The sequence below is a fragment of the Halorientalis sp. genome (assembly GCF_028275115.1).
GTDB lineage: Archaea > Halobacteriota > Halobacteria > Halobacteriales > Haloarculaceae > Halorientalis.
In genome coordinates this window covers 1-24,982 of record NZ_JAQCNH010000005.1, presented here as the reverse complement: position 1 = coordinate 24,982, position 24,982 = coordinate 1, and the positions used below count along the sequence as shown (strand labels likewise).

The following is a 24,982-nucleotide window of genomic DNA, read 5'->3' as shown; positions in this document are numbered from 1 at the left end:
TCATAGTCGTTGATAAACGTTCCCTATGCAGTCTTCTATTGCAATTAAGGACCACGACCGCAAGGGGGATGAGTGCGTGGAACTCAACGATGGCATGACCGTCGCGGACTTACACGTCCATACGACGCGCTCGGACGGGACGCTGACGCTCGACGCAGTGCCCGAGGCGGCCCACAGCGCCGGCGTCGAGGTCGTGGCACTGACCGACCACGACCGGATGCAGCCCGCACTCGACGCGCCCGTCACCGAACGCGATGGCGTCACGCTCGTCCACGGGGTCGAACTCCGGGTCGACGCTGGCGCCCTGCGGGTCGACCTGCTGGGGTACGGCGTCGAGCCGACGCCCGCGCTCACGGCCTTGGTCGACGAAATCCAACGCGACCGTGAACAGCGTGGCCGCGCCATCGTCGAGTGTGTCGAGGACCGTCTCGGCGTCACCCTCGATATCGAGCCACGGCCTGGGATCGGCCGGCCGCACATCGCACAGGCTATCGACGAGAGCTCTGCCGACGAAGAGTATCAGGACGCGTTCGAGCATCTCATCGGCAGCGACTGTCCCTGTTATATCGCCCGCGACATTCCAACCTTCGAGCGGGGGCGCGAGGTCCTGGCTGAGGCCTGCGGAGTGGTCGGCCTGGCACACCCGCTCCGGTACCGTGACCACGCAGCCGCCCTCGATTTGACGGCCGACCTCGACGCCGTCGAGCGATACTACCCCTACGCGCACGACACCGACCCGACGCCCGTCGACCGGGCCGTCGAAGCCCACAACCTGCTCGTGACCGGGGGGAGTGACGCCCACGACCGACAACTGAGTCGAGCCGGGCTGGATTCGGCGGCGACCGAGCGACTGCTCGCCACACTCGACCGTCAGACGGCCGGCTGACGAGTTCGCAGGGTTCAAAACCGCGGGCGTCGTACTGCTCTATATGCGGTGTCACTACTGCGACCGCGACGCGGAGATCGCGGTCGAAAAAGACGGCGTCAAGGTGGGCGTGTGTGAGACGCATTTCCGCGAACAGATGGAGTCCCTCGCCGACAGCGACGCCCTCGCCAACCTCGAAGAGGAACTCGACATCGACGGCCACGAGTGAGCGTTCGTCGGTATTTTTTCGCTCGCCGTATCCCGAGTTAACGACGCTGAGACCATTCTAGCGCAGTCTGCCCGTTCGGCGGCGCTCGCTTTGACCGCGTCACACGTTCGCCGTAGACTTTTGTTCCTCGCTCGAGAAGACCGGCTATGAAGCGAATTACCGTCGACGACGCTGACAACCGGATGAGTCCGGCCGACACCAAACGCAAACTCGGGGACGCCCTCGGTGCGACCGATATGACGCTGAACTACTACGAGCTCGAACCGGGCGACAGCTTCGGGTTCGGTTATCACCGACACAGTGACCAGGAGGAAGTGTTCTACATCGAATCCGGGACAGTGACATTCGACACCGAGGACGGCGAAACCACGGTGACCGCGGGAGAGTGTGTCCGTTTTGCCCCCGGTGAGTGGCAACTGGGCACCAACGAGGGGACAGACCGGGTCGTCGCGCTCGCCATGGGCGCACCGCAGGAGATGGGCGAAACCGAGATGCTTCGCCACTGTGACGATTGCGTGGGGCAGACCGAACAGGACCTGGAACTAACCGACGACCGCGACGCCATCCTGACCGTCTGTGTCGAGTGCGGAGCGGAGACGGGCCGGTTCGACTGACTACAGTACTGTCAGTCTTGATTCCGGTGCCGGCGTCCGCCGGTATTACGTTTTTGACCCCCTCGAAACCGACCCGACCGCCGATCGCAGTCGCCCTTCGGACGAACCCCGGCGGTTCCAGTGTGAGGACGGCGACTGCCGCCCCGACGCCGACCCGGTAACTGGGGCTGGCTCGTCGAATAAACAACCGGGAGCGCTGCCCGCGCTCGCAGCGAACACGTCGCGGTTACAGCGTCACTCGTACGCGGAAATCCCGGTCAGGTCCTCTCCCAGAATCAGGGTGTGGATGTCGTGGGTCCCCTCGTAGGTGTAGACGGTCTCGAGGTTCGCCATGTGGCGCATCGGCGAGTAGTCCGCCGTGATGCCGTTGCCACCGAGAATCTCGCGGGCGATCCGGGACTGGTTCCGGGCCATCCGGACGTTGTTGCGCTTGGCCATCGAGACGTGCTGTGGGCGCATGTCGCCGCGTTCCTTGAGGTCTGCGAGTCTGTGGGCGAGCAGTTGCGCGAGCGTAATCTGGGTGGCCATCTCTGCGAACTTGTCCTGCTGGAGCTGGAACCGAGCAATAGGGCCGCCGAACTGCTCACGGTCGGTGGCGTACTGGCGGGCGGTCTCGAAGCTATCTCGGGCTGCACCGACTGCGCCCCACGCGATGCCGTAGCGGGCCTGCGTGAGACAGCCCAGCGGACCGCCCATGCCCTCGACGCCGGGTAGGAGGTTCTCCTCGGGGACGTACACGTCGTTGAGGCCGATCTGGCCGGTGATCGAGGCCCGCAGAGAGAGCTTCTCGTCGATCTTGTTTGTGCTGACGCCGTCCCGGTCCGTCTCGACGAGGAAGCCGCGAACGGGCGTATCCGGGTCCGTCTTGTCTCGGGCCCAGACGACGGCCACGTCCGCGATGGGTGAGTTCGTGATCCAGGTCTTCGAGCCGTTGAGGATATATCCCTCGTCGGCATCCTCGGCGCGGGTCTCCATTGCGGTGGGGTTCGAGCCGTGTTCCGGTTCGGTGAGGCCGAAACAGCCGACGGCGTCGCCGGAGCCGAGTTTGGGCAGCCAGTGGTCCTTCTGCTCCTCGCTGCCGTAGGCGTGGATGGGGTACATGACGAGCGCGCCCTGCACGGAGGCCATCGAGCGCAGGCCCGAGTCACACGCCTCCAGTTCCTGCATCAGCAGACCGTACGCCTTCTCGCTGACGTTGGGCGAGTCGTAGCCCTCCAGGTTGGGCGCGTAAAACCCCATCTCCCCCATCTTCGGGATCAATTTTTTCGGGAACGTACCCTCAATCCAGTGTTCGCCGATGTCCGGCCGCACTTTCTCGTCGACGAACTCGCGGGCCGACTCCTGGATCATCCGCTCCTCCTCCGAGAGGTCCGCTTCCACGCCGTAGTAGTCGAGCATACAGTTGCTTAGGTTTCCAGTGGTAAAAACACTACTCAACAGAGTCGACGTTGTTAACCGCCGGACTCGCCGGCCCGTCTCTCGGTGGGAGAGACCCCGACGGGGATTCCCGTGGCCGAATTGTTCGGCGTCGTGACACGCCGGTCGAACGAGCTAGTCGTCTGCCGCGCCGGTCGCAGCGTCGCCGTCGGTGCGGTCGGCCTGGACCTCGCGGACGAAGGCGGTGAAGTTGTCGAACAGGCGTTTTACCTCGCAGGCGGCGTCGTAGTTGTCGGGGTGAATGCCGGCGAGTACCTGCTCGATGCGTTCCTGACTCAACTGGTCGTCTTTCCCTTCGGTGACCGATGTCGCCGTCTCCATGTCGTACTCGGGGTGGAACTGGACGGTGAACACGCGATCCTTCCGGAAGCCGTGGATACCGTAGTCGTTTCTGGCGAAGACGGTCGCGCCGGGCGGGGCTTCGACCACGCGGTCGGAGTGAGTGGTGAAGACGGTGAAGTCGTCGTCAACGCCGTCGAGGAGTCGGTTGCGGCCGTCCTGCTCGACGGTGCGGTAGCCGATCTCGTACTCGTCCATGGCCTCGACGCGTCCGCCCATCACGTCCGCGAGCAACTGGTGGCCGTAACACACGCCCAGCGCGGGGAGACCAGCCCCGATGGCGTCGCCAACCCAGGTTTTCAACCGGCCGATCCACTCCCGCTCCCAGTAGACGGAAGCCCGCGACCCCGTCACGACGAACCCGTCGTAGCGGAGGCCCTCTGGCACCTCGCCAGACGGGCAGTGAAATTCGACCAGATCCGCGTCGAGTTCGCGCCGGAAGTTTCGCCGGGTGTCCGCGGCTTCGTGGGCCGCGTTCAACAGAGCGATGCGTGGCCGCGTCATTGTTATATAATATACACTCCAGACTCAAATGTCCGTCCGTCCCGACACGTCTTGCCGTCCCCGCGTTCAACGGTCCAGAGCGCCGGCCTCGTCCAGATGACCCGCCAGCGCGTCCGTTACGACCGTCGGTTCCTCGACGGCCACGAGGTGGCCGGCGTCGACCCCTTCGAAGGTCCCGCGCGGGAGACCGTCGGCGAGGTCCCGCCCCGCCCCGACCGGGACCACGGCGTCGTCGCGGCCGTGAACGACGAGTGCCGGCGTCGTCACCTCGTAGCAGTCCGGCATCCCGAAGCCGGTCATCGCCCCTCTCTGTGCCGCCCAACCCGTGGAGTCGGCGTCGTCCTCGGCCCGCCAGCCCACGATCCGGTCGACTGCGTCGGGGTGACCCTCGACGACGCCGGGCGAAAACGCACTGCGAAGCGAATCCCGGAGTGCGTCGAGGTCGTCCCGCGGGGCCTGTAACCCTCTCAGGGCCGCTGTGTCGACGCGACTCCCGTCGGCGGTCGTCCCAAGCAGGGCCACCGTGGCCGCCCGTCCGTGGTCGCGGGCGTGCTGGAGCGCGACCATCCCCCCCAGCCCCGCACCGACGAGGTGCACAGTTCGAGCCCCGTGGTCTGCGAGCACGGCCTCTAGGTCGGCGGCCAGCGTCGCCACGTCGTAAGGGCCCGACGGGGCGTCCGAACGGCCGGTCCCCCGGAGATCCCAGACGAGCGTCTCGACGGGGCCGGCGAGTGCGTCGACGAGCCACGACCAGCACCATGCGCCGTAGCCGGCCGACTCGACGAACGCGACCGTCGGGCCCGCGCCGGCGGTCTCGTAGTACAGGTCCACGTCGCCGTTGGTCGCGGTCGGCATACCTGGTTGTTGCGCGGCCACTGGTTTGAACCCTCCCGATGCGGGTCGGGCTCTCAGCCGCGCCCGGCCACCGCGTTCGCTCCCGACCTGTTCCCCGGACCGCCACAGCGTCAGCTTACCCCCACCCTACTCGCTCACCTTCGGTTCGCTTCTTGATGATGGGGACTTCTCTGTCCGCACGCTAAAAACGTCCTCGGGTGGCGGGTCCGGCGGCAATCAGCGCCGCAGGACCGCGATCAGCACCGCGAGCAACGCCAGGAGCAGGGCGAGCACGACGCCGAGAGTACTGCCCGTGATTCCGTCGTCCGCGCCGTCAGAGTCGGCCGCCTCGGGATCGTCGGCAGCGCTGCCGTCACCAGCCGACCGAGCCGTGTCCGCGACGGTGCTGGAGCCGTCAGCGCCGCCCTCGGTCGCCGGGGCGGCCGCCGCGTCGTCGGTCGTCGTCCCGTCGCTCGAGTCGCTTCGGGTCGCCCGACTCGACGCCGCGTCCGACTGGCTGCCGGAAGCAGTGTCCGCCGTGGCGCTGTCGCCCGATTCGGAGTCACCGGTCCCGGTGTTGCCGGACCCGGAGCCGCTCGCGGTATCGGTTCCAGCCGTCCCGTCGGCGTCGTCCCCGGACTCGCTGCCGTCGTCGCCGAACTCGGAGACGTTGATGTCGAAGTCACAGCCGTTCGGCTTCGTGGGACAGGGCTCGGTGGTCAGGTTGCCGCCCGGACCCAGGACCGGACCGTCGTCACCCGTTTCCCCGCTGTCCGTCGAGTCGGATGCGTTGGTCACGGAGAGGGTGTAGCTGGTGACCCGCTCGAAACTGCCGTCCGGCGGTTGGACGATCACGGTGTACTTTCCGCTCCGGTCGGCCGTGAACGTGGCGGAGTGGACGTTCCCGCTCTTGATCGACGAGGCGACCGCAGGTGACGGCTGTCCGCTGCCCCACGGTGGTTCGCCCGCGAAGACCTCGAACGCCGCGGTGGTCCCACCGCCGCGAGCCGTCGTGGTCACGTTGATTGTGTCCCCCTTCGACAGCTGGAGGACGTACTTGTCGATGTCACTCCCGTGGAGCATCACGTCGACGCTCGCGTCCGGGTCGAGCGTCGTCCAGTCGTGTTTCGGTTGCTTCGAGCAGGGGTAGTAGTGGATCGAGCAGTCGGTGAGCGGTCCCGACGCGGACGTCGCGGAGTCGAAGCGGTCGGGCTTGACGATGCCGTACTCGAAGTAGCTCTTCCGCAGCTCCTCGTGGCGACCGGTGTTGTCCACGTACTGGATGAAGAAGTCGTGGATGTCCGTCGTGCGGTCGCTGTTGAACGGTCGCGCCACTCGCTTTTGATTGTCCGTCTCGTTGACGGCGTCGAAGATCGTCCCGAGGTCGCCGTCGATCTCGTCGTGGGGTTCGTCCGCCGGGTCGTAGGCGTCCCAGAGGATGTTCGCGACCGCGCCCTCGACCTTCGCCCCGTCGTAGCCGTCGTTGGCGTTCGAGTCGGGACACTGCGGACCGTGCTCGTTGGTCTCGTTGTAGTAGTGATGCTGTTCGAGCCACATCCCGTCCGTCTGGGGGCTGTCGTTGACCGCGGCCTCGAAGAACTCGGCAAAGCCCTCGTACCAGGCGGTAATGCGCCCGGTGTCGCTCCAGACGCAGTGTGAACCCCAGTTAGCAGGCTTGGGAATCTGCCAGCCCGTGTACCCGAACAGACCGCTCATCACCGCGTGCCCGTACTCGTGGTGGACCGTGTTGCGCTTGCTCGCGTCCCAGTCGTTGTTCCCGATGACGAACTTCTCGAAGGGCGACTGGAACTGGTTGGTGTCGGGATTGGGTGCCGGATACAGCACTTTCACGCGGTTGCGCGTCCAACCGGCCTCCTGTCGAGTGAACCGGTACCCCTCCAGCGTCCAGTTGGCGACCTGGAAGGCCCGGCGGGGCTTCTGGTTCGTGGCCGTCAGATCGACCGACGCCGACGCCTGTCCACGCTCGAGGGTCGCCTCCTCGTTGAGCGTCCAGGTGTTGCCGTTCGCGGTGTCGAGGTTCTGCCCGAAGTTGACGACGTTCACCGCGGGGTTCTTCGCGACCGCCTGCACGTGCAGGTGAAGTTTCTCGTCGAAATCAACGTCGGCCTCGTACTTCGACACGTCGATCTGCACCGAGTATCGCCCCTGATCGTCGGTGGTCGTCCTCGCGATCACCGGATTGACCGGACCGACGACGTCGTGTCGAATCTTGATCCCGACCTGCCGGGCCGGCTGTGGATTGCCGTCCGTGTCGTGATACTGCACTGTCCCGGAGAGGGTCGTCTTCCCGTTGGCCGCCGACGTCGACTTCGTGACCGTCACCGACGCCGACTCGCCGGCATCCGCGGTGGCCGATGCGTGTGCGCCACTTCCGGAACCGCCCGCACCGCCGGCGGCGGCCGTCGGCACGAGACTCACGATGAGCAACACTGCGCCCACGACGACGAGTCCCAGTTGGAGTCGACTGTGGACGTGCATCTCACCGCACCTCCGTGCGGTCGGTCGTAGCCCCGGCCCCGGCCCGTATCCAGGCGTCCTTGTTCTCTCGGTCGTAGACGACCGCGCCACCCGTCGCGAGTTCGACCGTCTCGACCGACGGGCCGGTCGTCGCTCGATGCGAACCGTCCGTGATGTGGTTTCGAGCCATCACACTCCCTTCTCGGGCCGGAATGTCCGTATAAACCCCTTAGCCTCAGCGCCAATCAGCGACTCTCAACCACACTCCGCGTCAATCAGCACCACTGTTGTACTGCGGTTCAGTATTCTGACCTCGATGCGAAGACGTAAACGGTAGTAAGTTTTAAATAGTACAAATTTCACCGGCGATTTCCCGTCGACCGTCCCGGTGGTCCGTGGCGTCGCTTCGAACAATCCCCCACTATCAAGTCGGTTCACGAACACGACCGAACCGAACATGCGTCGTGTGGGGTGAGGAATGTCAGACAGCGCCATCGGGGATCGAGTCGTTCGTCCGGTCACGCTTGGAGCGGCTGTCACGGTTCTAATCGCGGTCGCGCTCGGTGCTTCGGCGGGCGCGACCGGGGACGCGGGGTCGAGTCCGTCTTTCGTCGGCGCCAGCGCACCGGTGTCGGGCTACGACACGGTTGTGACCCGAGTCGACATCGACCGGGACGGGGACGCCCACTGGACGGTGGAATTCCGCTACGAACTCACCGACCGAGTCGCGCGTCGCGCCTTCGCGCGGGCGCGAGCGAACGTCTCGAACCCGCCGGGTGCCTTCGTGGGACGGATGCGACGCGCCGTCGACCGGGCCCAGCGGGAGACGGGGCGGTCGATGGCGGTCCAGAACGGATCGGTCCGGGCCCACCGGTCGGTGCCGTCCGGCCGGTTCGGCGTTGTGACCTACCGCTTCACCTGGACGAACTTCGCCGCGACGCCCACGCCGGATCGGTACGTCCTCGGCGACGCCATCGGCGGCCTCCGACTCGGTGCGAACGAGTCGCTCTGGATGGAGTGGCCCGACGCCTTCGAGCGAGCGTCGGTCACGCCCGACCCCGACGCCAGTCAGGCCCACGCCGTCCGCTGGACGGGCCCCGTGCGGTTCCGGACCGAAGACCCGACGATCGCGCTGGACGCGACCGGCGTCGGCGGTATCGACCCAGTACTGCCGGCTCTCGGCGGTGCGGTCCTGATGCTCGGCCTCGCCGTCGGCTGGTACGGCTACGGACGGTGGTGGGGCGGCACGGCGAGCGACCGGACGATGGCGGCCCCTGCCGACGCCGGCGGAGACGAGACGGGGGAGGGCGGGCCCGGAACCGTCGAGGACGGCTCCGACGACCTGCCGGAGGAACTGCTCACCGACGAGGAACGGGTCCTGCGACTGCTGGAGGCCGAGGGGGGTCGCATGAAACAACAGGACCTCATCGCGGCCGTCGAGTGGTCACGGACCAAGGCCAGCGACGTGGTCAACGAGATGCACGAGGCCGAGCGCATCGAGGTCTACCGACTCGGCCGCGAGAACGTCCTCGCGCTCCCTGGGGAGATCGAAGTATGACCGCGCCCGCTCCACGCTCCGCTCTGTTCCGCTCCCGTCCAGCCATTGAACGGTTCCAAAGCGGCGCTGATTGGGCCGGAACGTCTGTGTACTTCAACTCTCCGGGGTGCCTACCGGAGTTGTAGAGCGACGAATGATACGAGTCCGTCGTACTGTCGCGGTCGTGCTGGTCGTCGCGGTGCTTGTGACAGTCGGGAGCGCGGTGGCGGCGCCGCCACAGGAACGTAACGCGACCGGCCCGGGTACGGCCGTCTCCGGGGCCATCGACACACAGCGAGCCACACTCGACGGCTCGCTCGCGGCCGCCGATCTCCGGGACCGACTGGCCGCTGCCGAGACGCCGGCGGCGAGAGCGCGAGTCGTGGCCGCCGCGCTCGACGACACGGAGACGCGCCTTCGTCGCCTCGAAGCCCGCACGGCTGCCCTGCGTGCCGCCCGCGAGCGAGGCACACTCGGTGCCGAGGTGTACGCCGACCGTATCTCGGCGGTGGCGACGCGCGCCCGTGGAGTAGACACGCGCCTCCAGCAGGTCCGGACCGCAGTCGCGGAACTGAACGCCAGCTACCGCCGTAACACGGGCGTCTCCAGCGACCGGATCGACGCGTTGCAGTCCCGGGCTGGAGACGTGGTCGCGGCCGACCCCCGCGGAACCGACGGCCTCGGGACGGGCTTCTATCGCCGTCTCGCGACCACGGTCGCGACCTACAACGCCAGCGCCGGCAGCTACGACCTCGGCGTGCTCGGCGCACATATCAACGGCGAACGCGTCACTCTCCGTATTGACCGGACCGACGGGGGAACCGGCGTGGTCTCGTTCCGGACGAGCGAAGACGGCCGGGTCCGGGACCTGCGGGCCGGGTCCCACCCCGACGCCACGCTGGTGCTGACGGTCGACGAACAGACGGCCAGAGGCGTTCTGACGGCCGAACAGCCCGACGCGACGCTCAGACGTGCGTTCACGTCCGGCGAGATCACGATTCGTGGCGTCGGACCGCTCGCGTCGCTCAAGTGGACCGTCGCCAGTCTCGCGCTCGACGCTGCCCGACTGTTCGTCGATTTGCTCACTCGACCAGTATGACACCGACGACACCGCTCCGCCGGCTGGGTGCCCTGCTCGACAGGCTCCCGTCCGCGTCGGCCCTCGCAGTCGGCGGGATTCTGCTCCAGGTGTCGCTCGCTGTCGGGCTGTTCGTGGAGGGATACGCCGGTGGCGACCGGATCGGGACGCTCGTCGCGGCCGTCCTTCTCGCGGTCGCCACCCTCTCGGGACTGGCCACACTGCCCGTACTCCTCCTGTGGCGGTGGGGCCGCTATCCGCGCCTCGCGGCCGTCCTCGCCGCCCTCCTCGGACTCGGGACGCTGCTGGTCAACGAAGCGCACGTCACCGTCTGGCCGGTCTCGCTCGCGCTCGTCCTCGCCGCCGTCCGCGCCTGGGCCGGCGTCGCACTGGATGCGACCGACCTGCTCGCCCTCGACCCCGAGCGGTTCGAGCGAGTCACACCGCCGGCACGCGACGCCGGTGGAACCGCTACCGACGAGGCCAGTACCGTCGACACCGACGGCGACTGCGAGACCGGCTGACCCGGCCCCTGGTCAGGCGTTCAGGACCTGTCTGAGCACGTCGGGTGCGTCCGCCAGCGCGTCGTCGATGGCTTCGCCATCGGGGCCGCCGCCCTGTGCGAAGTCCGGCGGGCCGCCGCCGCCACCGCCGACCCTGGCCGCGAGTTCGCCGACGACCTCGCCGGCGTCGATTCCGGCGTCGTCGGGGACGGCGACGACGAACTGCGCGCCCTCCCGCCCGCTCCCGATGACGGCGATCTTGCCCTCCTCGACGAGGGCGTTCGCGGTCGCCCGGAGTTCGTCCATGTCGGCGTCCAGCCGCTGGACCACCGCGGGTGTCCCGCCCACATCGACTTCCTCGCCGTCGTCGCCGGCCGCCCGGACTTCCGCGAGCTCTTCTTTGAGTTGTTCGATGGTTTTGCCCCGGGCCTTCCACTCCTCGAAGAAGCGCTCGGCGGTCTCGGGCACGTCCTGGGGACTCACGTCGAGGGTGTCGGCGGCCGCGTAGAGGGCGTCTTCGGTCTCCTGTGTCGCGCCGACGGCGGCGTCGCCGGCGGCGAACGTGAGCCGCTCCACGCCGTCCTGGATGCGTTCCGTGCCGAGGAGCTTGATCGCGCCCACGTCGCCGGTGCGGGCGACGTGTGTCCCACCGCAGGCCTGCACGTCCTCGTCGACGTGGATCAGCCGGATCTGCTCGCCGGCCGGAATCCCGCCCTGATAGAGGTCGAAGCCGTGCTCGGCCTCCGCCTCGTGGCGGTCAGGCCACTCCTGACTGACCGTCGTGTTGTCCATCACGACCTCGTTGGCGAGGCGTTCGATCTCCTTGACCTGCTCGCGGGTGATCGGCTCGTAGTGGCGCACGTCCAGCCGGGCGCTGTCGGTGTGTTTCTGCGCGCCGGCCTGCCGGATGTGGTCCCCTAGCACTGTGCGAGCCGCGTGGCCGACGACGTGAGTAGCGGTGTGGTGGCGCATGAGCCGTCGTCGGCGGTCGGCGTCGATCTGACCGCGGACGAACTCACCTTTGCCCGGGTCCTCGTCGGCCCGGTGGAGGACCACTCCGTCGACAATCTGGACGTCGGTCACCTCGGTGGTCACGTCGTCGGTCGTGAGCGTCCCGTAGTCCGCCGGCTGACCCCCACCTTCCGGGTAGAACATCGTTTGATCGAGGACCACGTCGTAATCACCGTCCTCGCGCTCGAACACGTCCAGCACCATCGCCTCGAACTCCATGCGCTCTTGGTCCTCGTAGTAGAGCCGGTCGGTCTCTGGCAGGTCCGCCTGGCGCTCGCCATGACTCGACCCCTCGGCCTCGGCCGCGGCGTCCTCGGCGTCGTGACGGTCAGCGACCAGCGCGTAGAAGTCGTCGGGCACGTCCACGGCAACCTTCCGCTCGGCGGCGATCTCCTCGACCATGTCGGGCTGGATGCCGTGGCTGTCGTACAACTCGATCAGCTCCTCGGTCGGGATGGGGTCGCCCGAGGCGGCGTAGTCGGCGGCCAGCTGGCGGACCTTCCGGCCGCCCCGGTCGAGCGTCTCGCGGTACTTCTCGACCTCGGTGCGGACGATGTCCCGGATCGTGTCGCGGTTGCGGTAGCCCAGCCGCTCGGCCTGCATGTCGACGAGTTCGTCCAGCGGGGCGTCCACGCCGACGTTGTCACAGAGCCGCTTGGTCCGCCGGAGCACCATCCGCGCGAGATAGCCCGTTCCGACGTTCGAGGGAACGATGCCATCTCCGAGCATGTACGCCAGGGTCCGTGCGTGATCGGAGATGGCGTAGATATCCTCCAGAGGCTCCACGAGGTCGCGCAGGCGGCCGACGTCGACCCCGAGTTCGGCCGCGATGTCCGCACGGGCGGCCTCCACGTCGTCGACGTCGTCGATGTCCAGACTCCCGGAGAGCCGCGCGGCGTCGTGGACGATGGCCGCCTCCTCGTCGGTGTGGGTGACCCCGGCGTTGTTCTTCAGGAAGGCGATCATGTCGGGATAGATCGCCTCGTAAACGGTCGGCGTGCCCTGGCTCATCCACGTCCAGCGCTCGATGCCGTAGCCCGTGTCGATGACCCGGCGGTCCATCCGGGAGTAGCTGTTGCCGTCCTTGAGCACGTAGTCCCCGTCGGGGTCCTGCTCGAAACACATGAACACGAGGGTGGCGAGTTCCAGCCCCCGGTAGATAACCTCGAACGCCGGGCCGGCGTTGCCCCCGCCGACCCACGGGTCCTCGATGAAGGTCAACTCGCCCATGTCCGCGCCGAGTGACTCGAAAAACTCCACGCAGTACTGCACGCACTCCTCTTTCCAGTAGACCTCCCCGGAGTAGGCGTAGTCGGCGTCCTCGGCGGCGTTGAAGGCGTGATGGCCCCCCATCTCGAAGGCCATGGTGTGACGGCCGGTCTTGCCCACGTTGTCGATGTCCTGCATCCGGATACAGGGCTGTGACACCACCAGTGGGTTCGCCGGCGGCGGCGACTGTCCCGAGGTGACGTGCGGTTGAAAATCGTAGATGGACGCCTGCGTCAGCAACACGTCGTCACGCCAGCGGTTCGCGGCGACGGGGTACGGGTCGACCCGCCCGTGACCGTGGTCCTCGAAAAAGGAGAGAAACGTCTCGCGCATCTCCGACAGCGACAGCGCCTCGTCGAACCCCGGTTCGTCGATGAAGCTGTACTCCGCACATGGGGGCTCGCCGCAGGTCTCCCGACTCGCGTCCAGGGTCCAGAAGTGGTCCCCACAGGCCGAACACTCCAGCCGATGAAACCCCTCGTCTTCGAAGTACTGGAGTTCGTACTCCTCTTCGAGCTCGCTCATTCGTTGCCATACTGTGGTCAACCGGACGGTAAAACAGTTCCGAACAGCCGGCGAGATTCGCCGCGGTCCGGTTGTTTCGCGGATATCACGCACGCGTCGCTGGGAGCCTTTGGGTTCTCTTTATCCGCCCCGACGTGACCGGTAATATAACCGAGCCAGTCGAGTATAACGCGGTGCTCGCTTGGCGGCCCGTCGCCTCCCCCGCCCGCACAGCGGACGCCAGCGAACTGCTCGGCGGCCTCGGGCCCCTCGTGTCGCTCGACGGCGTCACGAGGGGGTAGCCGACGCTTGTGAACCCGGCGCTCACCTCGCCCGGCCAGGTGTTCGGGCTGGACTAGGCCGCGCCGTTCGCGCTGCTGGGTGAGGCAACGTGGCCGGTCCGGCAGGCCGGGCTCGCCGTTGTCGCCATCCCGTGGCTCGCCGCCGTCGCGACTGCCCGGGCTTCCGACAGGGTGGACCGACGGGCTGTTGTCCTGCTGGCCCCGCCCTCCGCGCGGGTCACCTTCGCCGTCTTCTTGAACTACCGGCTCTGGCATTCGAACTGATGGACCCCACGCTCGTGGCGGTCGCCGCAGGTTTCGGCGCTGGGGCGGCACTGGTCGGCTGGCTCGGACGTGGCCGCGCGGGCCGAGCAAGAACGCTCGCCGCCGTCCTCCCGTTCCTCCCGGTTTCAATCGGCACCTGGTACCTCGCTATGGCGACGGGGTGGGCCGTCCGCGCCGGTGACCGCGTGGTCCACTGGGGCCGCTTCGCCGACGGCATCCTCGCCATCCCGCTGCTCGTGTTCGTCCTCTCAGTGCTCGCCGACGCCGACCGCGAGACGACCGCGACCGGAATGGCGATCGGCGGGTACAGCATGGCCGTAACGCTGGTCGCGACACTGACCACGGGGGCGGCGAAACTCGCGTGGCTCGGCGTCGCCGTGGGCGCTTTTTGTGCGCTCCTCTGGGTCCTGTTCGGGCCACTCTCGCGAGCGGCCCGGGACAGCGCCGATGCCGCGCCTGCTTTTGACCGTGCCCGGAACGCCGTCGTCGCTCTATTCCTGCTCTATCCGGTGGTCTGGATACTCGGAGCACCGGGCTTCGCGCTCGCGCCGGACCTGCCGTTGTTGCCGGCCCGGGTCGCCATAGACGCGGCACTGAAAATTGGCGTGCCGTTGTTCGTGCTGGCCCGGACCCCCCGGCGGACCGACTGAGGGGGCGAGAGTTGCGACGGCCCGTCCGCCCGCCGACAGCGAACGGACGACGGTCGGGCCGGTGGGACCGCCCGCGACCGCTCGACTCTCACTCGTCCAGTGCCAGCGAGGCCAGCAGCGCTTCGAGCTGGATGCGCTCGTTGGCCCCCTCGGTGATCCGGTAGTCGGCCTCGCCGATGCGGTCGAGCAACTGGACGGCGGCCTCGTCGTCCAGGTCGAACTCCCAGACCGAGCGATGAAGCTGGTCGATTACGTCGCCGCCGGCCATCCCCTCGGTCGTGAGCAGGTCGTCGAGCGTCGACCGGGCGGCGAGGAAGTCGCCGTCCAGGGCCTGCGTTACCATCTCCCGGATCTCCTCCGGGCGGGCCGTGGACGTGATGGCGTAGACCCCTTCCTCGTCGACCACGTCGCCGGTGACCGCGGCGGCCTGGAGGCCGTTGATGGCCCGGCGCATGTCCCCGCCGGCGGCGTAGACCAGCGCGTCCACACCGTCGTCGGTCACCTCGATATCCTCCTCCTCGGCGATGATCCGGACCTGCTCCTCGACGGCCTCGTCCGAGAGGGAATTGAACCGGAAGACCGCACAGCGGGACTGGATCGGGTCGATGATCTGACTGGAGTAGTTACACGAGAGGATGAAGCGGACGTTGTTCGAGAACTCCTCCATGGTGCGACGGAGTGCTGACTGGGCGTCGGAGGTGTTGTGGGTCAAGACTCCGTTGGCAAGCATGAAGTTTGGCGTTCCCTCCATACTGATGTTGTAGGCCCTGCCACGGTGGCTGTATTCGACGCTGCGTACCTCGGCCGTTTCTACCGTCTTCACTCCGCCGTCGGAGAGGACTGCAGGCTCGAACTCGTCCGTTTGATACTGTTCGTGATGAGGAAGTTCTTCGTCTCCGACAACCACGACGGTGTATTCGTCACCGTACAGTTCCAGGAACTCCTCGACTTTCTCGGCCCCGCCCCGAAGTTCGACGAGTTCTTTCAGTTCGAGTATCGTATCGTCGATCTGGAAGTCGGGATAATACGCCGAATCGGACAGCTCGAACTTCGGCTCGTATTCGTAGCTGACTCCGGCATCCTGTAACGCCGTTCCGACCTCGTACTCCCGATCTGATCGAACGACGTGACCGAGTTCGTCACTGTGCCGAACGTTCCCTCCCACCGTTGGTTCGTGACCTCTCAGCGCTTCCGAAACCTTCTCTGCGACTTCGGGGTCCCACATCGGGTTCCCGTCTCCCTGTATCTCGCGGCTGTGCCCCTCGTCCTTACAATTCAGGGAACAGAACCGGCCTGCAGTCCAGTCGCCACAGATCTCACATCGGGACACGCCGACGTCGTCTCTGAAATCGGCGATCTCGTCACCCGGCGACAGTTCCTGGAGTTCCTTCTCGACGAGTGTTCCGTCCTCACCGACGACGAAAAACGGATGCGAGAGGCTCGCGAGAATCGTCCGTCCGTCTTCCAACTCGACCTCGAAGAAGTCCGCAACCCCGGAGTCTACGAGTTTGCCCGCGTCGGACTGTATCTCGTTCGTCTCGAAGTCGACGGACGGGATCGGCTCACCGCTCTCGTCAACCTCTTCGATCGGCTTTATTTCCGGCGACGAGGGATACCCGGTGACGACCTCGGTCCCCGGTGGCACGCACAACGAGTCCGCCTCGTCGAGGAATATAATTCGGTAGTTCGCGCCGCCGAAGGAGGACCGTGCGAAGCTCTTGATCCGTTCCCGGACCACGTCGATCCCGCGCTGGTCAGAGGCGTTGAGTTCGAGGAAGTGTTCTTCCCAGTCCTCGCCGTACAGGTCCCGGGCGATGGCGAGTGCCGCAGTACTCTTTCCGATCCCGGCCTCCCCCGAGAACATGAGATGGGGAAGGTCGTCCCTGCTGACGTAGCTCCGGAGGCGTTCGACGATGGTCTCCTGTCCGACGATCTCGTCGAGTGTCTGCGGACGGTACTTCTCGATCCAGATCTCGTCCCGCCCGGCCCGCGACTCGGTGTCGGCCTCGCTCATGTTCTGACGAAGGACTGGCCACGGCATAAACTGACCGGGACCGTCACGACCGGCCCGCCACCGCCGGACCCGACGGTAAGCGACACGCTCAAATCCGATGCCCCGAACCGTCGGATACGGTCACGGTCGAAGTCGTCGGCGAGGATACCCACGAGGTCGACCCTGAGACGCTCGGCGCCGACCCGACCTACGCGGACCTGGTGCGTGCCGTCGACTACAGCCCCCGCGAGGTGTCGGTGCTGGTCGACGACCGGCCGGTGCCCGAGGACCGCGTCGTTGACGCCGAACGCGTTCGCTTTCTGCGACTGACCAAGGGTGGGCAGCGCCGGCGACGTGTGCCCGGTTTACAAAGCGCGTCGTGGAAGCGGGACGCCCCACCCTCAAGAAGCGAACCGCGTCAGCGGTGAGCGAGTAGGGTGGGGGGAAGTCACCAGCCCTCTTCAGTCGCGAGCGCCTCGTTCGGCTCGATGGAAATCCGTGAGGCGACGGTCGAAGACCTGCCAGCCGTGATGACCGTCTTCGACGGGGCGCTACTGGCGACAGACGTGGCGGCCGTCCGGCGGGCCGTCGACCGCGGCGACCTCCTCGTGGCCGACGAGCGCGTCCTCGGGGCCTGCCTGTTGGACGGCGACGAAATCGACGCCGTCGCGGTTCGGCGCGCGCGCCGAGGGCAGGGCATCGGCACGGCGCTGGTCGAGGCCGCCGCCGACCGCCGAGCGTGCCTCGTCGCTACGTTCGACCCACGAGTGCGACCGTTCTGGGCGTCGCTGGGGTTCGACATCGAGGCCGTAGCCGAATCGGAGCGCTACCGGGGTGTCCGCGAGTGAGCTATCCCTCCAGCAGACGACGGTAACCGGGCCGCCCGTCATCGTGGGTCCTCGCACAGAGCCACCCCGTCAGCGTCTCTGCCGACGAAAGAATACCCCTACGGCCCGACGTTCCGCGCACGGTGCCGAATCTAAACAAGTGGCTCGACGAGACCGCGACCGGCGGACAGGAGCTCGGTGACCCGCTCGTCGCTGGTCGCTTCGGCGTACACTCGAAGTTTGGGCTCGGTGCCGCTCGGCCTGACCAGCAGCCAGGCGCCGTCCGCGAGGAAGATTTTGAACCCGTCCACGTCGTTGACGCGCTCGACGGCAGCGCCGGCAATCTCGTCCGGCAGTGCCCCGTCCAGACCCGAAACGACCGCAGCCTTCCGACCGTCCGGGCAGTCGACGCTGACGCGGTCCTGGTGAACCTCGCTGTGTTCGTCCTCCAGCGCCGACACGCGCTCGTCGAGCGGTTGCTCGACGGCTGCGGCGGCAGTCAGCAACGCGAGCGTGACGCCGTCCTTGTTCCGGAGGTGCCCGCGAACGCCGAACCCGCCGCTCTCCTCGCCACCCATCAGGGCGTCGGTCTCCTCCATCGCTTCGGCGACATGTTTGAATCCAACCGGCGTCTCGGCGACCCGCTCGCCGCGTGCCTCGGCGACGCGGTCGACGATTGCGCTGGTCGAGACCGTTCGGACGGCCGGTCCCGACTCGGACTCGAGCAGGTGGTCGTACACCGCGGCGAAAAAGAGCGAGGGGTCGAGAAAGCCCCGATCGGGCGTGACGACGCCGATTCGGTCTGCGTCGCCGTCGTTAGCGATTCCCAGGTCGGCCGCACCCGCCTCGACGCGCTCGGTCAGGTCGCCGAGGTTCTCGGCACTCGGCTCTGGCGACTCGCCGCCGAACTCGGGGTCGGTCTCACAGCGCAGTCGGGTCACCTCCGCACCGGCCGCCGCCAGCAGGCGGTCGGTCACGTCGCGGCCGCTGCCGTGCATCGCGTCGTAAGCGACCGCGAGCCCGTCGAGTTCGGCGTCCACGAACGACTGCGCGTGTTCGACGTACGGCCCGACGAGGTCGGACTCCTCGACGGTGCCGTGGTCGCTTTCGGGGAGCGGGTCGGGGTTGGCCAGGTTGCCCTCGATCCGGTCGGTCACGCCCGCAGGGGCCGGCGAGCCGTCCTCGGGGATGAACTTCACACCGTTGTACTCGGGCGGGTTGTGTGAGGCAGTTACCATCAGCGCTCCGGCGAGGTCCCGGTCCCGGACGGTCCATGCGACGACCGGGGTGGGGCAGTCCCGCTCGGGCAGCAGTACGTCGAACCCGTTGGCACAGAGCACGCACGCGAGTTCCTCCGCGAAGCCCCGCGAGTGTTCCCGAGCGTCGTAGCCGACTGCGACGGTCTGAGCCGCGTCGTCCTCCCGCAGTACCGAGGCGACGCCCTGGCCCACCATCCGGACACGTCGGTCGGTGAACGTCTCCAGGGTGGCCCGCCACCCGTCGGTTCCGAACGAAATCTCGTCCATACGCACTCTCGCTCGCGCCACAGCAAAAAGTCACGGTCTCTGACAATCCTGTCGGGGTTCCCGCGCCTGCAGGCCCTCACTCCTCGATCAGTCGTCTCTTTTCGGTCCGGGACCACTGCTTGATTTCGTACTCGCGAGACATGGCGGCCGACTTCGACCCGAAGGACTCGACGTGGACGAGTTCGACCGGAGTGCGGCCACGGGTGTACTTGGCGCCCTCGCCCGCGTCGTGTTCAGCGACCCGGCGCTCTACGTCGGTCGTATAACCCGTATAGAGGGTGTTGTCGGCACAGCGCAACACGTAGACGTAGTGGTCGGACACGGCACTGTTTCTACACGCGGTGACAGTGAGCGTTGCGCTCGGCGTCGCTATCTGGAAACAGTGAAAGGGCAGTGTCGTCCGGCCCGATGCCGGAGTAGTGCCGCGGAAATGGGCTTCGCGTGGTGTCTAGACCACGATTCGGGTGGCCACAGTGGCCGTCACGCTTTGTGGGCGCGCTCGCGTGCCACTTCGGCGATGCCAGCGTTCGCCGAGCAACTCGGACAGGCGTGTACCTCGCCGTACTCGTCCGCAAACACCCGAGCAAACTGATCCGACACGTGCGCGCCGCAATGATTACAGTCTGGCATTCGTCACTGCCGGCAACAACCATCTGCCGACAGCATATATACGGGCCGGACGTAAATATGCTCTATACCGGACCAGTAAGGTATCCAGACAGGGCCGCGCTGTCGGGCGGTTTCGTGCTCACTCCGAACGGGCGGCGTCGACGGTACGGGCGATCAGCGCGGCCTGTGCGCCAGCGGTGAAACCCGCGTCGACGTTGACGGCGGTCAGGGCGGTGCAGGACTGGAGCATGCCGTCGAGCGCGGCCTCACCGTCCCCGGCGTGGCCGTAACCTGTCGACACCGGGAGGCCGACGACCGGCGTGTCGACGAGTCCGGCGACGACGGTCGGAAGCGCGCCTTCGCGGCCGGCGGCGACGATCAGTACGTCGAGTTCGCGGAGTCCGGGCAACTGATCGAGCAGACGGACGATACTAGCCACGCCCACGTCGTCGACGCGCTCGACCTGTGCACCCATCTCTCGGGCGAGGACCGCCGCCTCGCCGGCGGGTTCGGCGTCGGATGTCCCGGCAGTAACGACGCCGACGGTCGCCTCCAGTTCCGGCCGCTCAAACCTGTCGGTGTGGGCTATCAGTACCCGGGCGCGCTCGTGGTACCTGTCCTCGACGTCGTACTCCGCCAGTCGCTCACGAACCGCCGGGAGTGCGTCGGCGTCGAGTCGCGTCACGATCGCTCGCCCGGTCGTCCCAACGGACGTGGCCGCCAGGTCGGCAACCTCGGCTGTCGTTTTCCCGTCGGCCAGAATCGCCTCTGGAACGCCCGCCCGCGCCTCCCGTGCGGCGTCGAACCGACCCGCCTCGCCGGTAGCATACCCCGCAAGCTCCGCCTGTGCCTCGGCGGGACTCACCTCGCCCGCTGCGACCGCTTCGAGCAACTCGCGCATACGTCTCCTCCGCGCCCGACCCACTCGTACCCATCGACTCGGCCACGAATGGTGGATACGTGATATATATTCTTTTAGACCAAAGCGCGCGCGAGCGACCGGCTAACGGGTGTACACGACCAGCTCACCGGTTCTAGCGGGGGCAACACGAGAGATCGGGTGAATATCGGCGAATGCAGGTAACAGTGGGAGCCGCGAAATCGGCTCAGACCCCCGTGAGTACCGGCGAGAAACTGCACAAACGTGAAAGTATTTAAATCACCCTCCGGAAAAACCGCTTGTATGGCAGACCTGATCGTCAAAGCCGCCGTGAAGGAAGCGCTCAATGACATGAACGTCGCATCTGACTTCTACGACGCACTCGACGACGAAGTCGACGAACTGCTCGAGGACGCTGCGCGTCGCGCAGAGGAAAACGACCGTAAGACCGTCCAGCCGCGCGACCTGTAGGCTGGGGACTCTTTTTTTCGGGTACCACGGCCGCCAGTCGCGGGCATCGGTTACGACTCTCGGACCGTCGCGCCCTCGTCGGTCCCGACGTAGATGGCGTCGGCCATATCGACGAACAGACCGTGTTCGAGAACGCCCGGCAGTGCCGAGATGTCGGCCGCCAGGCCGGCGGGGTCGTCGATCTCCCCGAACTCGCAGTCCAGCACGAGGTTTCCGTTGTCCGTGACGACCGGTCCGTCCTTCCGTTCGGCCGCCCGCAGAGTGGGTTCGCCGCCACGTTCACGGACGCCGTCGGCGACCGGTTCACGGGCGTCGGGGAGGACTTCCACGGGAACCGGGACCGACAGCGCTTCGGCGAGTTTGGTCTCATCGGCGACGACCAGCAGGCGGTCGGCGGCGGCATCGACGAGTTTCTCGCGGGCGTGGGCCGCCCCGCCGCCTTTTATTAGATCGCTGCCGACCACTTGGTCGGCCCCATCGATAGCCAGATCCGGCGACGCCTCCTCGAGCGTCGTCGTCGGCAACCCCACCTTCCGGGCGAGTTCCCGCGACTGGTAGGAGGTCGGGATGCCTTCGACGTCGCGGCCAGCGTCGACCGCTCGCCCCAGCGCTCTGATAGCGTGGGCCGCGGTACTGCCGGTGCCCAGTCCCACCACCTGTCCGTCCGCGACGGCGTCGGCGGCGGCCTCGCCGGCGCGTCGCTTCTGCGCGTTATTCCCGCCGCGTTTCATGCCCGAGAGAACCACATCCGCGGACAAAAAGCCGCGGATTCGCCCAGCCAGAGGGGTGGATACTTTTCCGGGCGAGACACGTCGCCCCGAGTATGTTCGGAACCAGTGGTATCAGGGGACCTGTGGGCCAGACCGTGACTGCGGACCTGGCGCTCTCGGTCGGGCGCGCGCTCGGCGTCGAGACGGATCGGGTCGTCGTCGGCCGGGACCCCCGCGAGAGCGGCGAACTGCTCACGGACGCCCTGACGGCTGGACTGTGCGAGTCTGGAACCGACGTCCTGGACCTTGGGCTTGCGGCGACTCCGACCGTCGCCCGGACCGTGGCGTGGGACGACGCCGACGCCGGCGTCTCCATCACCGCCTCACACAACCCGCCGACGGACAACGGGATCAAACTCTGGCAGGCCAGCGGCCAGGCCTTCGACGCCGACCGCCGCGAGACAATCAGCCGGCGTGTCCGCGAGGACGCCGCCGACCTGCAGGCCTGGGACGGGCTCGGGGACCGCCGCGACGCAGCCGCCCGCGAGCGCCACGTTCAGGCGCTGGTCGAGGCCGTCGACGTCGATGACCCGCCGTCGGTGATAGTCGACGTCGGCAACGGCGCGGGCGGCGTTACCGTCGACGCCCTCCAGAAACTGGGCTGTGCAGTGGAGACGCTGAACGCCCAGCCCGACGGCACGTTCCCGGGACGACCGAGTGAGCCGACCGCCGAGAACTGCGCGTCGCTGGCGACGCTCGTAGCCGAATCCGACGCCGACCTTGGAATCGCACACGACGGGGACGCAGACCGGATGCGCGCCGTCGCCGGCGACGGCACCTACCTCTCCGGCGACGTGACGCTCGCGCTCTTCGCCCGAGCGGCTGCCGAACCGGGCCAGCGTGTCGCCGCACCAGTCGACACGAGCCTGGCGGTCGCCGACCACCTCGCCGAGGCCGACGTGACCGTCGAGCGGACACGAGTCGGGGACGTGTACGTGGCAGCGCGGGCCGCCGAGGACGGCGTGGCCTTTGGCGGCGAACCGAGTGGGGCGTGGATCTGGCCCGAGGCGACGCTCTGTCCCGACGGGCCACTGGCGGCCTGCCGGCTGGTCGAACTCGCCGCCGAGCGCTCGCTGGCCGAGCGAGCGGCCGCGGTCGACACCTACCCGATTCAGCGCGACAGCGTCGAAGTCACGGACAAAACCGCTATCATGGGTCGCGTCCACGACCTCGTCGCTGACCGGTACGAGGCAGCCGAGACGCTCGACGGAGTGCGTGTCGACCTGGGCGACGGCTGGTTCCTCCTGCGGGCCAGCGGGACCCAGCCGCTGGTACGGCTCACCGCCGAGGCCCGCGAGGCCGGCCGGGCCGAGACAATCGTCGCCGAGGCTCGTGACCTGTTGGAGGCCGCGAGAGGGTGAAAGGTGGTTCCGGACGGCGGGGACGTCCCGCCGGGGGTGGTTATCCGCGCCGCGTCGACCGCGCTTTCCGGACGTCAGCGCCGTCGCGAATCTTGTCCTCACACTGTGGGCAGACCCGAGGTGCTTGGATGCCGTTCGGTGTAAAAACACGTGCATACGCGGCAGTGACAAAAGCGCCGCAGTTCTGACATTCCGGCATACATCAGGTGCATAGGTGGGTGTTGTCTTAACTTTGGGTGGTGCCTGTAACACTCTCTCATACCACTGAGCCCCTCGGACACCGCTGCGAACGGTCATTCCGGACGCTACCGGAACGGATTGCCGATACGTTACCTCCGCTCGCGGCCACCGGTCGTCGCGCGCGGCGGTTTACCGACGAGTGCGGCGGTGGAGTGGCACCCCCGACACAGGCTTTTATTACTCTTAGCCGTGCCCTCACGGTATGTCACGTACTGCTGTCGTCGCTGGCGTCGGTCCCGGTCTCGGAGCGTCCATCGCCCGGCGGTTCGCTGCCGAGGGCTGCCGCGTCGGCCTGTTCGCCCGCTCGGCCTCCTATCTCGACGACCTCGCCGCCGAACTGGACGAAACCGCCGGCGCGGGCCTGGCGGTCCCGACCGACCTCGCGGAACCGGACGAGGTCGCCGCCGGATTTGAGACCGTTCGCGACGCGTTCGGTCCCGTCGACGTCCTCGTCAACCACGCCAGCGCCGCGTCCTGGGACGGACTCACCGACATCTCGCCCGCCTCGTTCGACCGCGCGCTCGCGGTTGGACCGAAAGCCGCCCTTCGCTGCTCGCAGGAGGCGGTCGCGGACATGCGAGACAGCGGTGGCGGGACCGTCATCTTCACCGGTGCGACCACCTCGGTCCGCGGCCGGGAGGGCGCGGTCGGGTTCTCCGCCGCGAAGTTCGCGAACCGGGGGCTGGCCGAATCTATGGCCAGAGAACTCGGTCCCAAAGGGGTCCACGTCGCCCACGTCGTCCTCGACGGCGTGGTTCGACCGCCCGACGGCGAGGTCGAGAACGACGAGGAATACCTCGATCCCGACGCCATCGCCGACAGCTACTGGCACCTGGTCGAACAGGACGAGTCGGCGTGGACGCTGGAACTGGACCTGCGCCCCCACGTCGAAGAGTTCTAGAGACCGACGCCGACGTCCAACGCCCGGTCGCAGGACGTCTCGAACGCGCTGTCGGGGCGTTCGTCCGCATCGCTGTACCGGACCAGCGTCGCCGCGTCGAGTTCACGGGGGACCTCGAAACTGAGGACGCCCGACCGCGTCTCCCCCGGCGAGAGGGTGAACCCGGTATCGAAGACCGCGTCCAGGGTTTGGAGTGGCGGCTCCTGAAACCACGTCGCATCGCGGAGGCGCGCCCGCAGTCCGAACAGCCCGAACGGAGCGACCCTGACCGCGCGGTCGACGGCCGGCGTCAGTTCCAGCCGAAAGACGATGTAGACGTTGCCGCGGGTTGGCGTGTACGAGGTGAAGTCGGAGTCCCGCTGCGACAGCGAGGACTGCGTGCGGGCGTTCCAGCGCACCGAGAGGGTCGTCTCCGCGTCGGCCGACCCGTCCGCAGCCGTCGGGACCGGTTCGGCGGCCCCGGCGCTCGCCGTCACGACACACCCCTCCAGAGACGGCGTCGCGGGAGTGTCCGCGGCGCCGGCGGCCGTGGTCCCGTCGGTCGTGGTCGCCCCGCTCGTCCCGTCGTCGCGTGCGCTGCAACCTGCGAGTCCTGCGGCCAGGGCCAACGCGCCGGTCCGGAGGACGCCGCGCCGTGAACGTCGCATTACGCTAATCTGCCGTCCACGACCGGAATAACCTCTCGGGTCGTGTCGGCAGGTCGGGTCCCGGCCGGTCCCGCCTATCGGTTGCGGCCGAGTTCCTCGTGGCTGGTCACCCAGTCCGGGGCCGAGATCGCCGAGGCGAGCGACAGTTCCCCCGCGAGGACGACGCCGGCGGCGATCTCGGCGAACTTGCTGACGTTGCCCGCGCCGTCACAGTCCAGTATCGCCAGGGCCTCGTTCTGGGTCGGCAGGCCCGTCCCGCCCCCGTAGGTCGCGAGGATGAGTGACGGAATCGTCATCGAGACGTGGACCGAACTGTCCTCGAGTAGGGTGGCATTGACC

General features: G+C 67.4%; 26 protein-coding genes and 2 pseudogenes. 13 read left to right on the top strand and 15 right to left on the bottom strand.

What is annotated here, in order from left to right:
- Positions 1–94 precede the first annotated feature (94 nt).
- The 3 genes from Q0964_RS00820 to Q0964_RS00810 all read left to right on the top strand — a co-directional run bounded on the left by Q0964_RS00820 (position 95) and on the right by Q0964_RS00810 (position 1,708).
- A complete protein-coding gene (locus Q0964_RS00820; protein ID WP_299262496.1) occupies positions 95–886 on the top strand; it encodes a PHP domain-containing protein in 792 nt (263 codons plus the stop codon).
- A gap of 43 nt (positions 887–929) precedes the next feature.
- Entirely contained in the window at positions 930–1,094 is a 165-nt protein-coding gene (locus Q0964_RS00815) for a DUF6757 family protein (RefSeq protein ID WP_299262388.1), read from the top strand.
- Positions 1,095–1,240: 146 nt separating this feature from the next.
- The gene (locus Q0964_RS00810) at positions 1,241–1,708 is read left to right on the top strand and encodes a cupin domain-containing protein (protein WP_299262385.1); all 468 of its coding nucleotides are present in this window, start codon (positions 1,241–1,243) and stop codon (positions 1,706–1,708) included.
- Positions 1,709–1,942: 234 nt separating this feature from the next.
- Here Q0964_RS00810 and Q0964_RS00805 read toward each other — a convergent pair whose 3' ends face one another.
- The 5 genes from Q0964_RS00805 to Q0964_RS00785 all read right to left on the bottom strand — a co-directional run bounded on the left by Q0964_RS00805 (position 1,943) and on the right by Q0964_RS00785 (position 7,490).
- Positions 1,943–3,106, bottom strand: a complete 1,164-nt coding sequence (locus tag Q0964_RS00805) for an acyl-CoA dehydrogenase family protein (protein WP_299262382.1) — start codon at positions 3,104–3,106, stop codon at positions 1,943–1,945.
- A gap of 153 nt (positions 3,107–3,259) precedes the next feature.
- A complete protein-coding gene (locus Q0964_RS00800; protein WP_299262379.1) occupies positions 3,260–3,988 on the bottom strand; it encodes a type 1 glutamine amidotransferase in 729 nt (242 codons plus the stop codon).
- Positions 3,989–4,054: 66 nt separating this feature from the next.
- Entirely contained in the window at positions 4,055–4,843 is a 789-nt protein-coding gene (locus Q0964_RS00795; RefSeq protein WP_299262376.1) for an alpha/beta fold hydrolase, read from the bottom strand.
- A gap of 216 nt (positions 4,844–5,059) precedes the next feature.
- A complete protein-coding gene (locus Q0964_RS00790; protein WP_299262373.1) occupies positions 5,060–7,321 on the bottom strand; it encodes a hypothetical protein in 2,262 nt (753 codons plus the stop codon).
- 1 nt (position 7,322) lies between these two features.
- Positions 7,323–7,490: a DUF7331 family protein gene (locus Q0964_RS00785; RefSeq protein ID WP_299262370.1), complete on the bottom strand. Its 168-nt coding sequence runs from the start codon at positions 7,488–7,490 to the stop codon at positions 7,323–7,325.
- A 288-nt stretch (positions 7,491–7,778) separates the two neighbouring features.
- Between Q0964_RS00785 and Q0964_RS00780 the strand changes: the two genes are divergently transcribed.
- The 3 genes from Q0964_RS00780 (at position 7,779) to Q0964_RS00770 (ending at position 10,439) form a co-directional block, all read left to right on the top strand.
- Entirely contained in the window at positions 7,779–8,858 is a 1,080-nt protein-coding gene (locus tag Q0964_RS00780) for a helix-turn-helix transcriptional regulator (protein WP_299262367.1), read from the top strand.
- A 133-nt stretch (positions 8,859–8,991) separates the two neighbouring features.
- Positions 8,992–9,936, top strand: a complete 945-nt coding sequence (locus Q0964_RS00775) for a hypothetical protein (protein ID WP_299262365.1) — start codon at positions 8,992–8,994, stop codon at positions 9,934–9,936.
- Positions 9,933–10,439, top strand: a complete 507-nt coding sequence (locus Q0964_RS00770) for a hypothetical protein (RefSeq protein ID WP_299262363.1) — start codon at positions 9,933–9,935, stop codon at positions 10,437–10,439. Before Q0964_RS00775 ends, Q0964_RS00770 begins: the two co-directional genes overlap by 4 nt.
- Before the next feature lie 12 nt (positions 10,440–10,451).
- Here the strand turns inward: Q0964_RS00770 and alaS are convergent, their stop codons facing one another.
- Positions 10,452–13,223 carry an alanine--tRNA ligase gene (alaS, locus tag Q0964_RS00765; protein WP_299262361.1) on the bottom strand — a complete coding sequence of 924 codons (2,772 nt, stop codon included), beginning with the start codon at positions 13,221–13,223 and terminating at the stop codon, positions 10,452–10,454.
- A 353-nt stretch (positions 13,224–13,576) separates the two neighbouring features.
- Here alaS and Q0964_RS18260 point away from each other — a divergent pair, with 353 nt between their 5' ends.
- Positions 13,577–13,768, top strand: coding sequence for a tryptophan-rich sensory protein (locus Q0964_RS18260; RefSeq protein WP_349254416.1), 192 nt, complete (start codon positions 13,577–13,579; stop codon positions 13,766–13,768).
- A complete protein-coding gene (locus Q0964_RS00755; protein WP_299262356.1) occupies positions 13,768–14,418 on the top strand; it encodes a bacteriorhodopsin in 651 nt (216 codons plus the stop codon). Before Q0964_RS18260 ends, Q0964_RS00755 begins: the two co-directional genes overlap by 1 nt.
- An 88-nt stretch (positions 14,419–14,506) precedes the next feature.
- On the opposite strand, the gene Q0964_RS18255 is transcribed toward Q0964_RS00755, so the two are convergent.
- Positions 14,507–16,432: a replication factor C small subunit gene (locus tag Q0964_RS18255; protein WP_349254413.1), complete on the bottom strand. Its 1,926-nt coding sequence runs from the start codon at positions 16,430–16,432 to the stop codon at positions 14,507–14,509.
- Between the two features lie 92 nt (positions 16,433–16,524).
- On the opposite strand from Q0964_RS18255, the pseudogene samp2 reads away from it, so the two are divergent.
- Positions 16,525–16,752: pseudogene (gene samp2, locus Q0964_RS00735) on the top strand (ubiquitin-like small modifier protein SAMP2); the annotation flags it as partial.
- Positions 16,753–16,899: 147 nt separating this feature from the next.
- A complete protein-coding gene (locus Q0964_RS00730) occupies positions 16,900–17,259 on the top strand; it encodes a GNAT family N-acetyltransferase (protein WP_299262354.1) in 360 nt (119 codons plus the stop codon).
- A gap of 131 nt (positions 17,260–17,390) precedes the next feature.
- Here Q0964_RS00730 and Q0964_RS00725 read toward each other — a convergent pair whose 3' ends face one another.
- The 4 genes from Q0964_RS00725 to larB all read right to left on the bottom strand — a co-directional run bounded on the left by Q0964_RS00725 (position 17,391) and on the right by larB (position 20,274).
- Complete coding sequence (locus tag Q0964_RS00725; protein ID WP_299262352.1) at positions 17,391–18,764, bottom strand: phosphoglucomutase/phosphomannomutase family protein; 1,374 nt, start codon at positions 18,762–18,764, stop codon at positions 17,391–17,393.
- 76 nt (positions 18,765–18,840) lie between these two features.
- The gene (locus Q0964_RS00720; RefSeq protein WP_299262350.1) at positions 18,841–19,086 is read right to left on the bottom strand and encodes a GIY-YIG nuclease family protein; all 246 of its coding nucleotides are present in this window, start codon (positions 19,084–19,086) and stop codon (positions 18,841–18,843) included.
- Between the two features lie 158 nt (positions 19,087–19,244).
- Positions 19,245–19,394 carry a DUF7563 family protein gene (locus tag Q0964_RS18535; protein ID WP_170845344.1) on the bottom strand — a complete coding sequence of 50 codons (150 nt, stop codon included), beginning with the start codon at positions 19,392–19,394 and terminating at the stop codon, positions 19,245–19,247.
- A gap of 118 nt (positions 19,395–19,512) precedes the next feature.
- On the bottom strand, positions 19,513–20,274 hold the full coding sequence (gene larB, locus Q0964_RS00715) for a nickel pincer cofactor biosynthesis protein LarB (RefSeq protein WP_299262348.1): 762 nt from the start codon (positions 20,272–20,274) through the stop codon (positions 19,513–19,515).
- 282 nt (positions 20,275–20,556) lie between these two features.
- Between larB and Q0964_RS00710 the strand changes: the two genes are divergently transcribed.
- Positions 20,557–20,724 carry a DUF1931 domain-containing protein gene (locus Q0964_RS00710; protein ID WP_299262346.1) on the top strand — a complete coding sequence of 56 codons (168 nt, stop codon included), beginning with the start codon at positions 20,557–20,559 and terminating at the stop codon, positions 20,722–20,724.
- Between the two features lie 50 nt (positions 20,725–20,774).
- Here Q0964_RS00710 and rpiA read toward each other — a convergent pair whose 3' ends face one another.
- Positions 20,775–21,455 carry a ribose-5-phosphate isomerase RpiA gene (gene rpiA, locus Q0964_RS00705; protein WP_299262344.1) on the bottom strand — a complete coding sequence of 227 codons (681 nt, stop codon included), beginning with the start codon at positions 21,453–21,455 and terminating at the stop codon, positions 20,775–20,777.
- A 92-nt stretch (positions 21,456–21,547) separates the two neighbouring features.
- Between rpiA and glmM the strand changes: the two genes are divergently transcribed.
- Positions 21,548–22,855: a phosphoglucosamine mutase gene (gene glmM, locus Q0964_RS00700; RefSeq protein WP_299262343.1), complete on the top strand. Its 1,308-nt coding sequence runs from the start codon at positions 21,548–21,550 to the stop codon at positions 22,853–22,855.
- A 40-nt stretch (positions 22,856–22,895) separates the two neighbouring features.
- Here glmM and Q0964_RS18530 read toward each other — a convergent pair whose 3' ends face one another.
- A complete protein-coding gene (locus Q0964_RS18530) occupies positions 22,896–23,054 on the bottom strand; it encodes a DUF7563 family protein (protein ID WP_422653630.1) in 159 nt (52 codons plus the stop codon).
- Between the two features lie 243 nt (positions 23,055–23,297).
- On the opposite strand from Q0964_RS18530, the gene Q0964_RS00695 reads away from it, so the two are divergent.
- A complete protein-coding gene (locus Q0964_RS00695) occupies positions 23,298–23,996 on the top strand; it encodes an SDR family NAD(P)-dependent oxidoreductase (protein WP_299262341.1) in 699 nt (232 codons plus the stop codon).
- Here the strand turns inward: Q0964_RS00695 and Q0964_RS00690 are convergent.
- Both Q0964_RS00690 and Q0964_RS00685 read right to left on the bottom strand, forming a co-directional pair.
- On the bottom strand, positions 23,993–24,643 hold the full coding sequence (locus Q0964_RS00690; RefSeq protein WP_299262339.1) for a hypothetical protein: 651 nt from the start codon (positions 24,641–24,643) through the stop codon (positions 23,993–23,995). The two genes, Q0964_RS00695 and Q0964_RS00690, sit on opposite strands and share 4 nt — an antisense overlap.
- Before the next feature lie 74 nt (positions 24,644–24,717).
- Positions 24,718–24,982 (bottom strand): annotated as a pseudogene (locus Q0964_RS00685) (hydroxymethylglutaryl-CoA reductase); the annotation flags it as partial.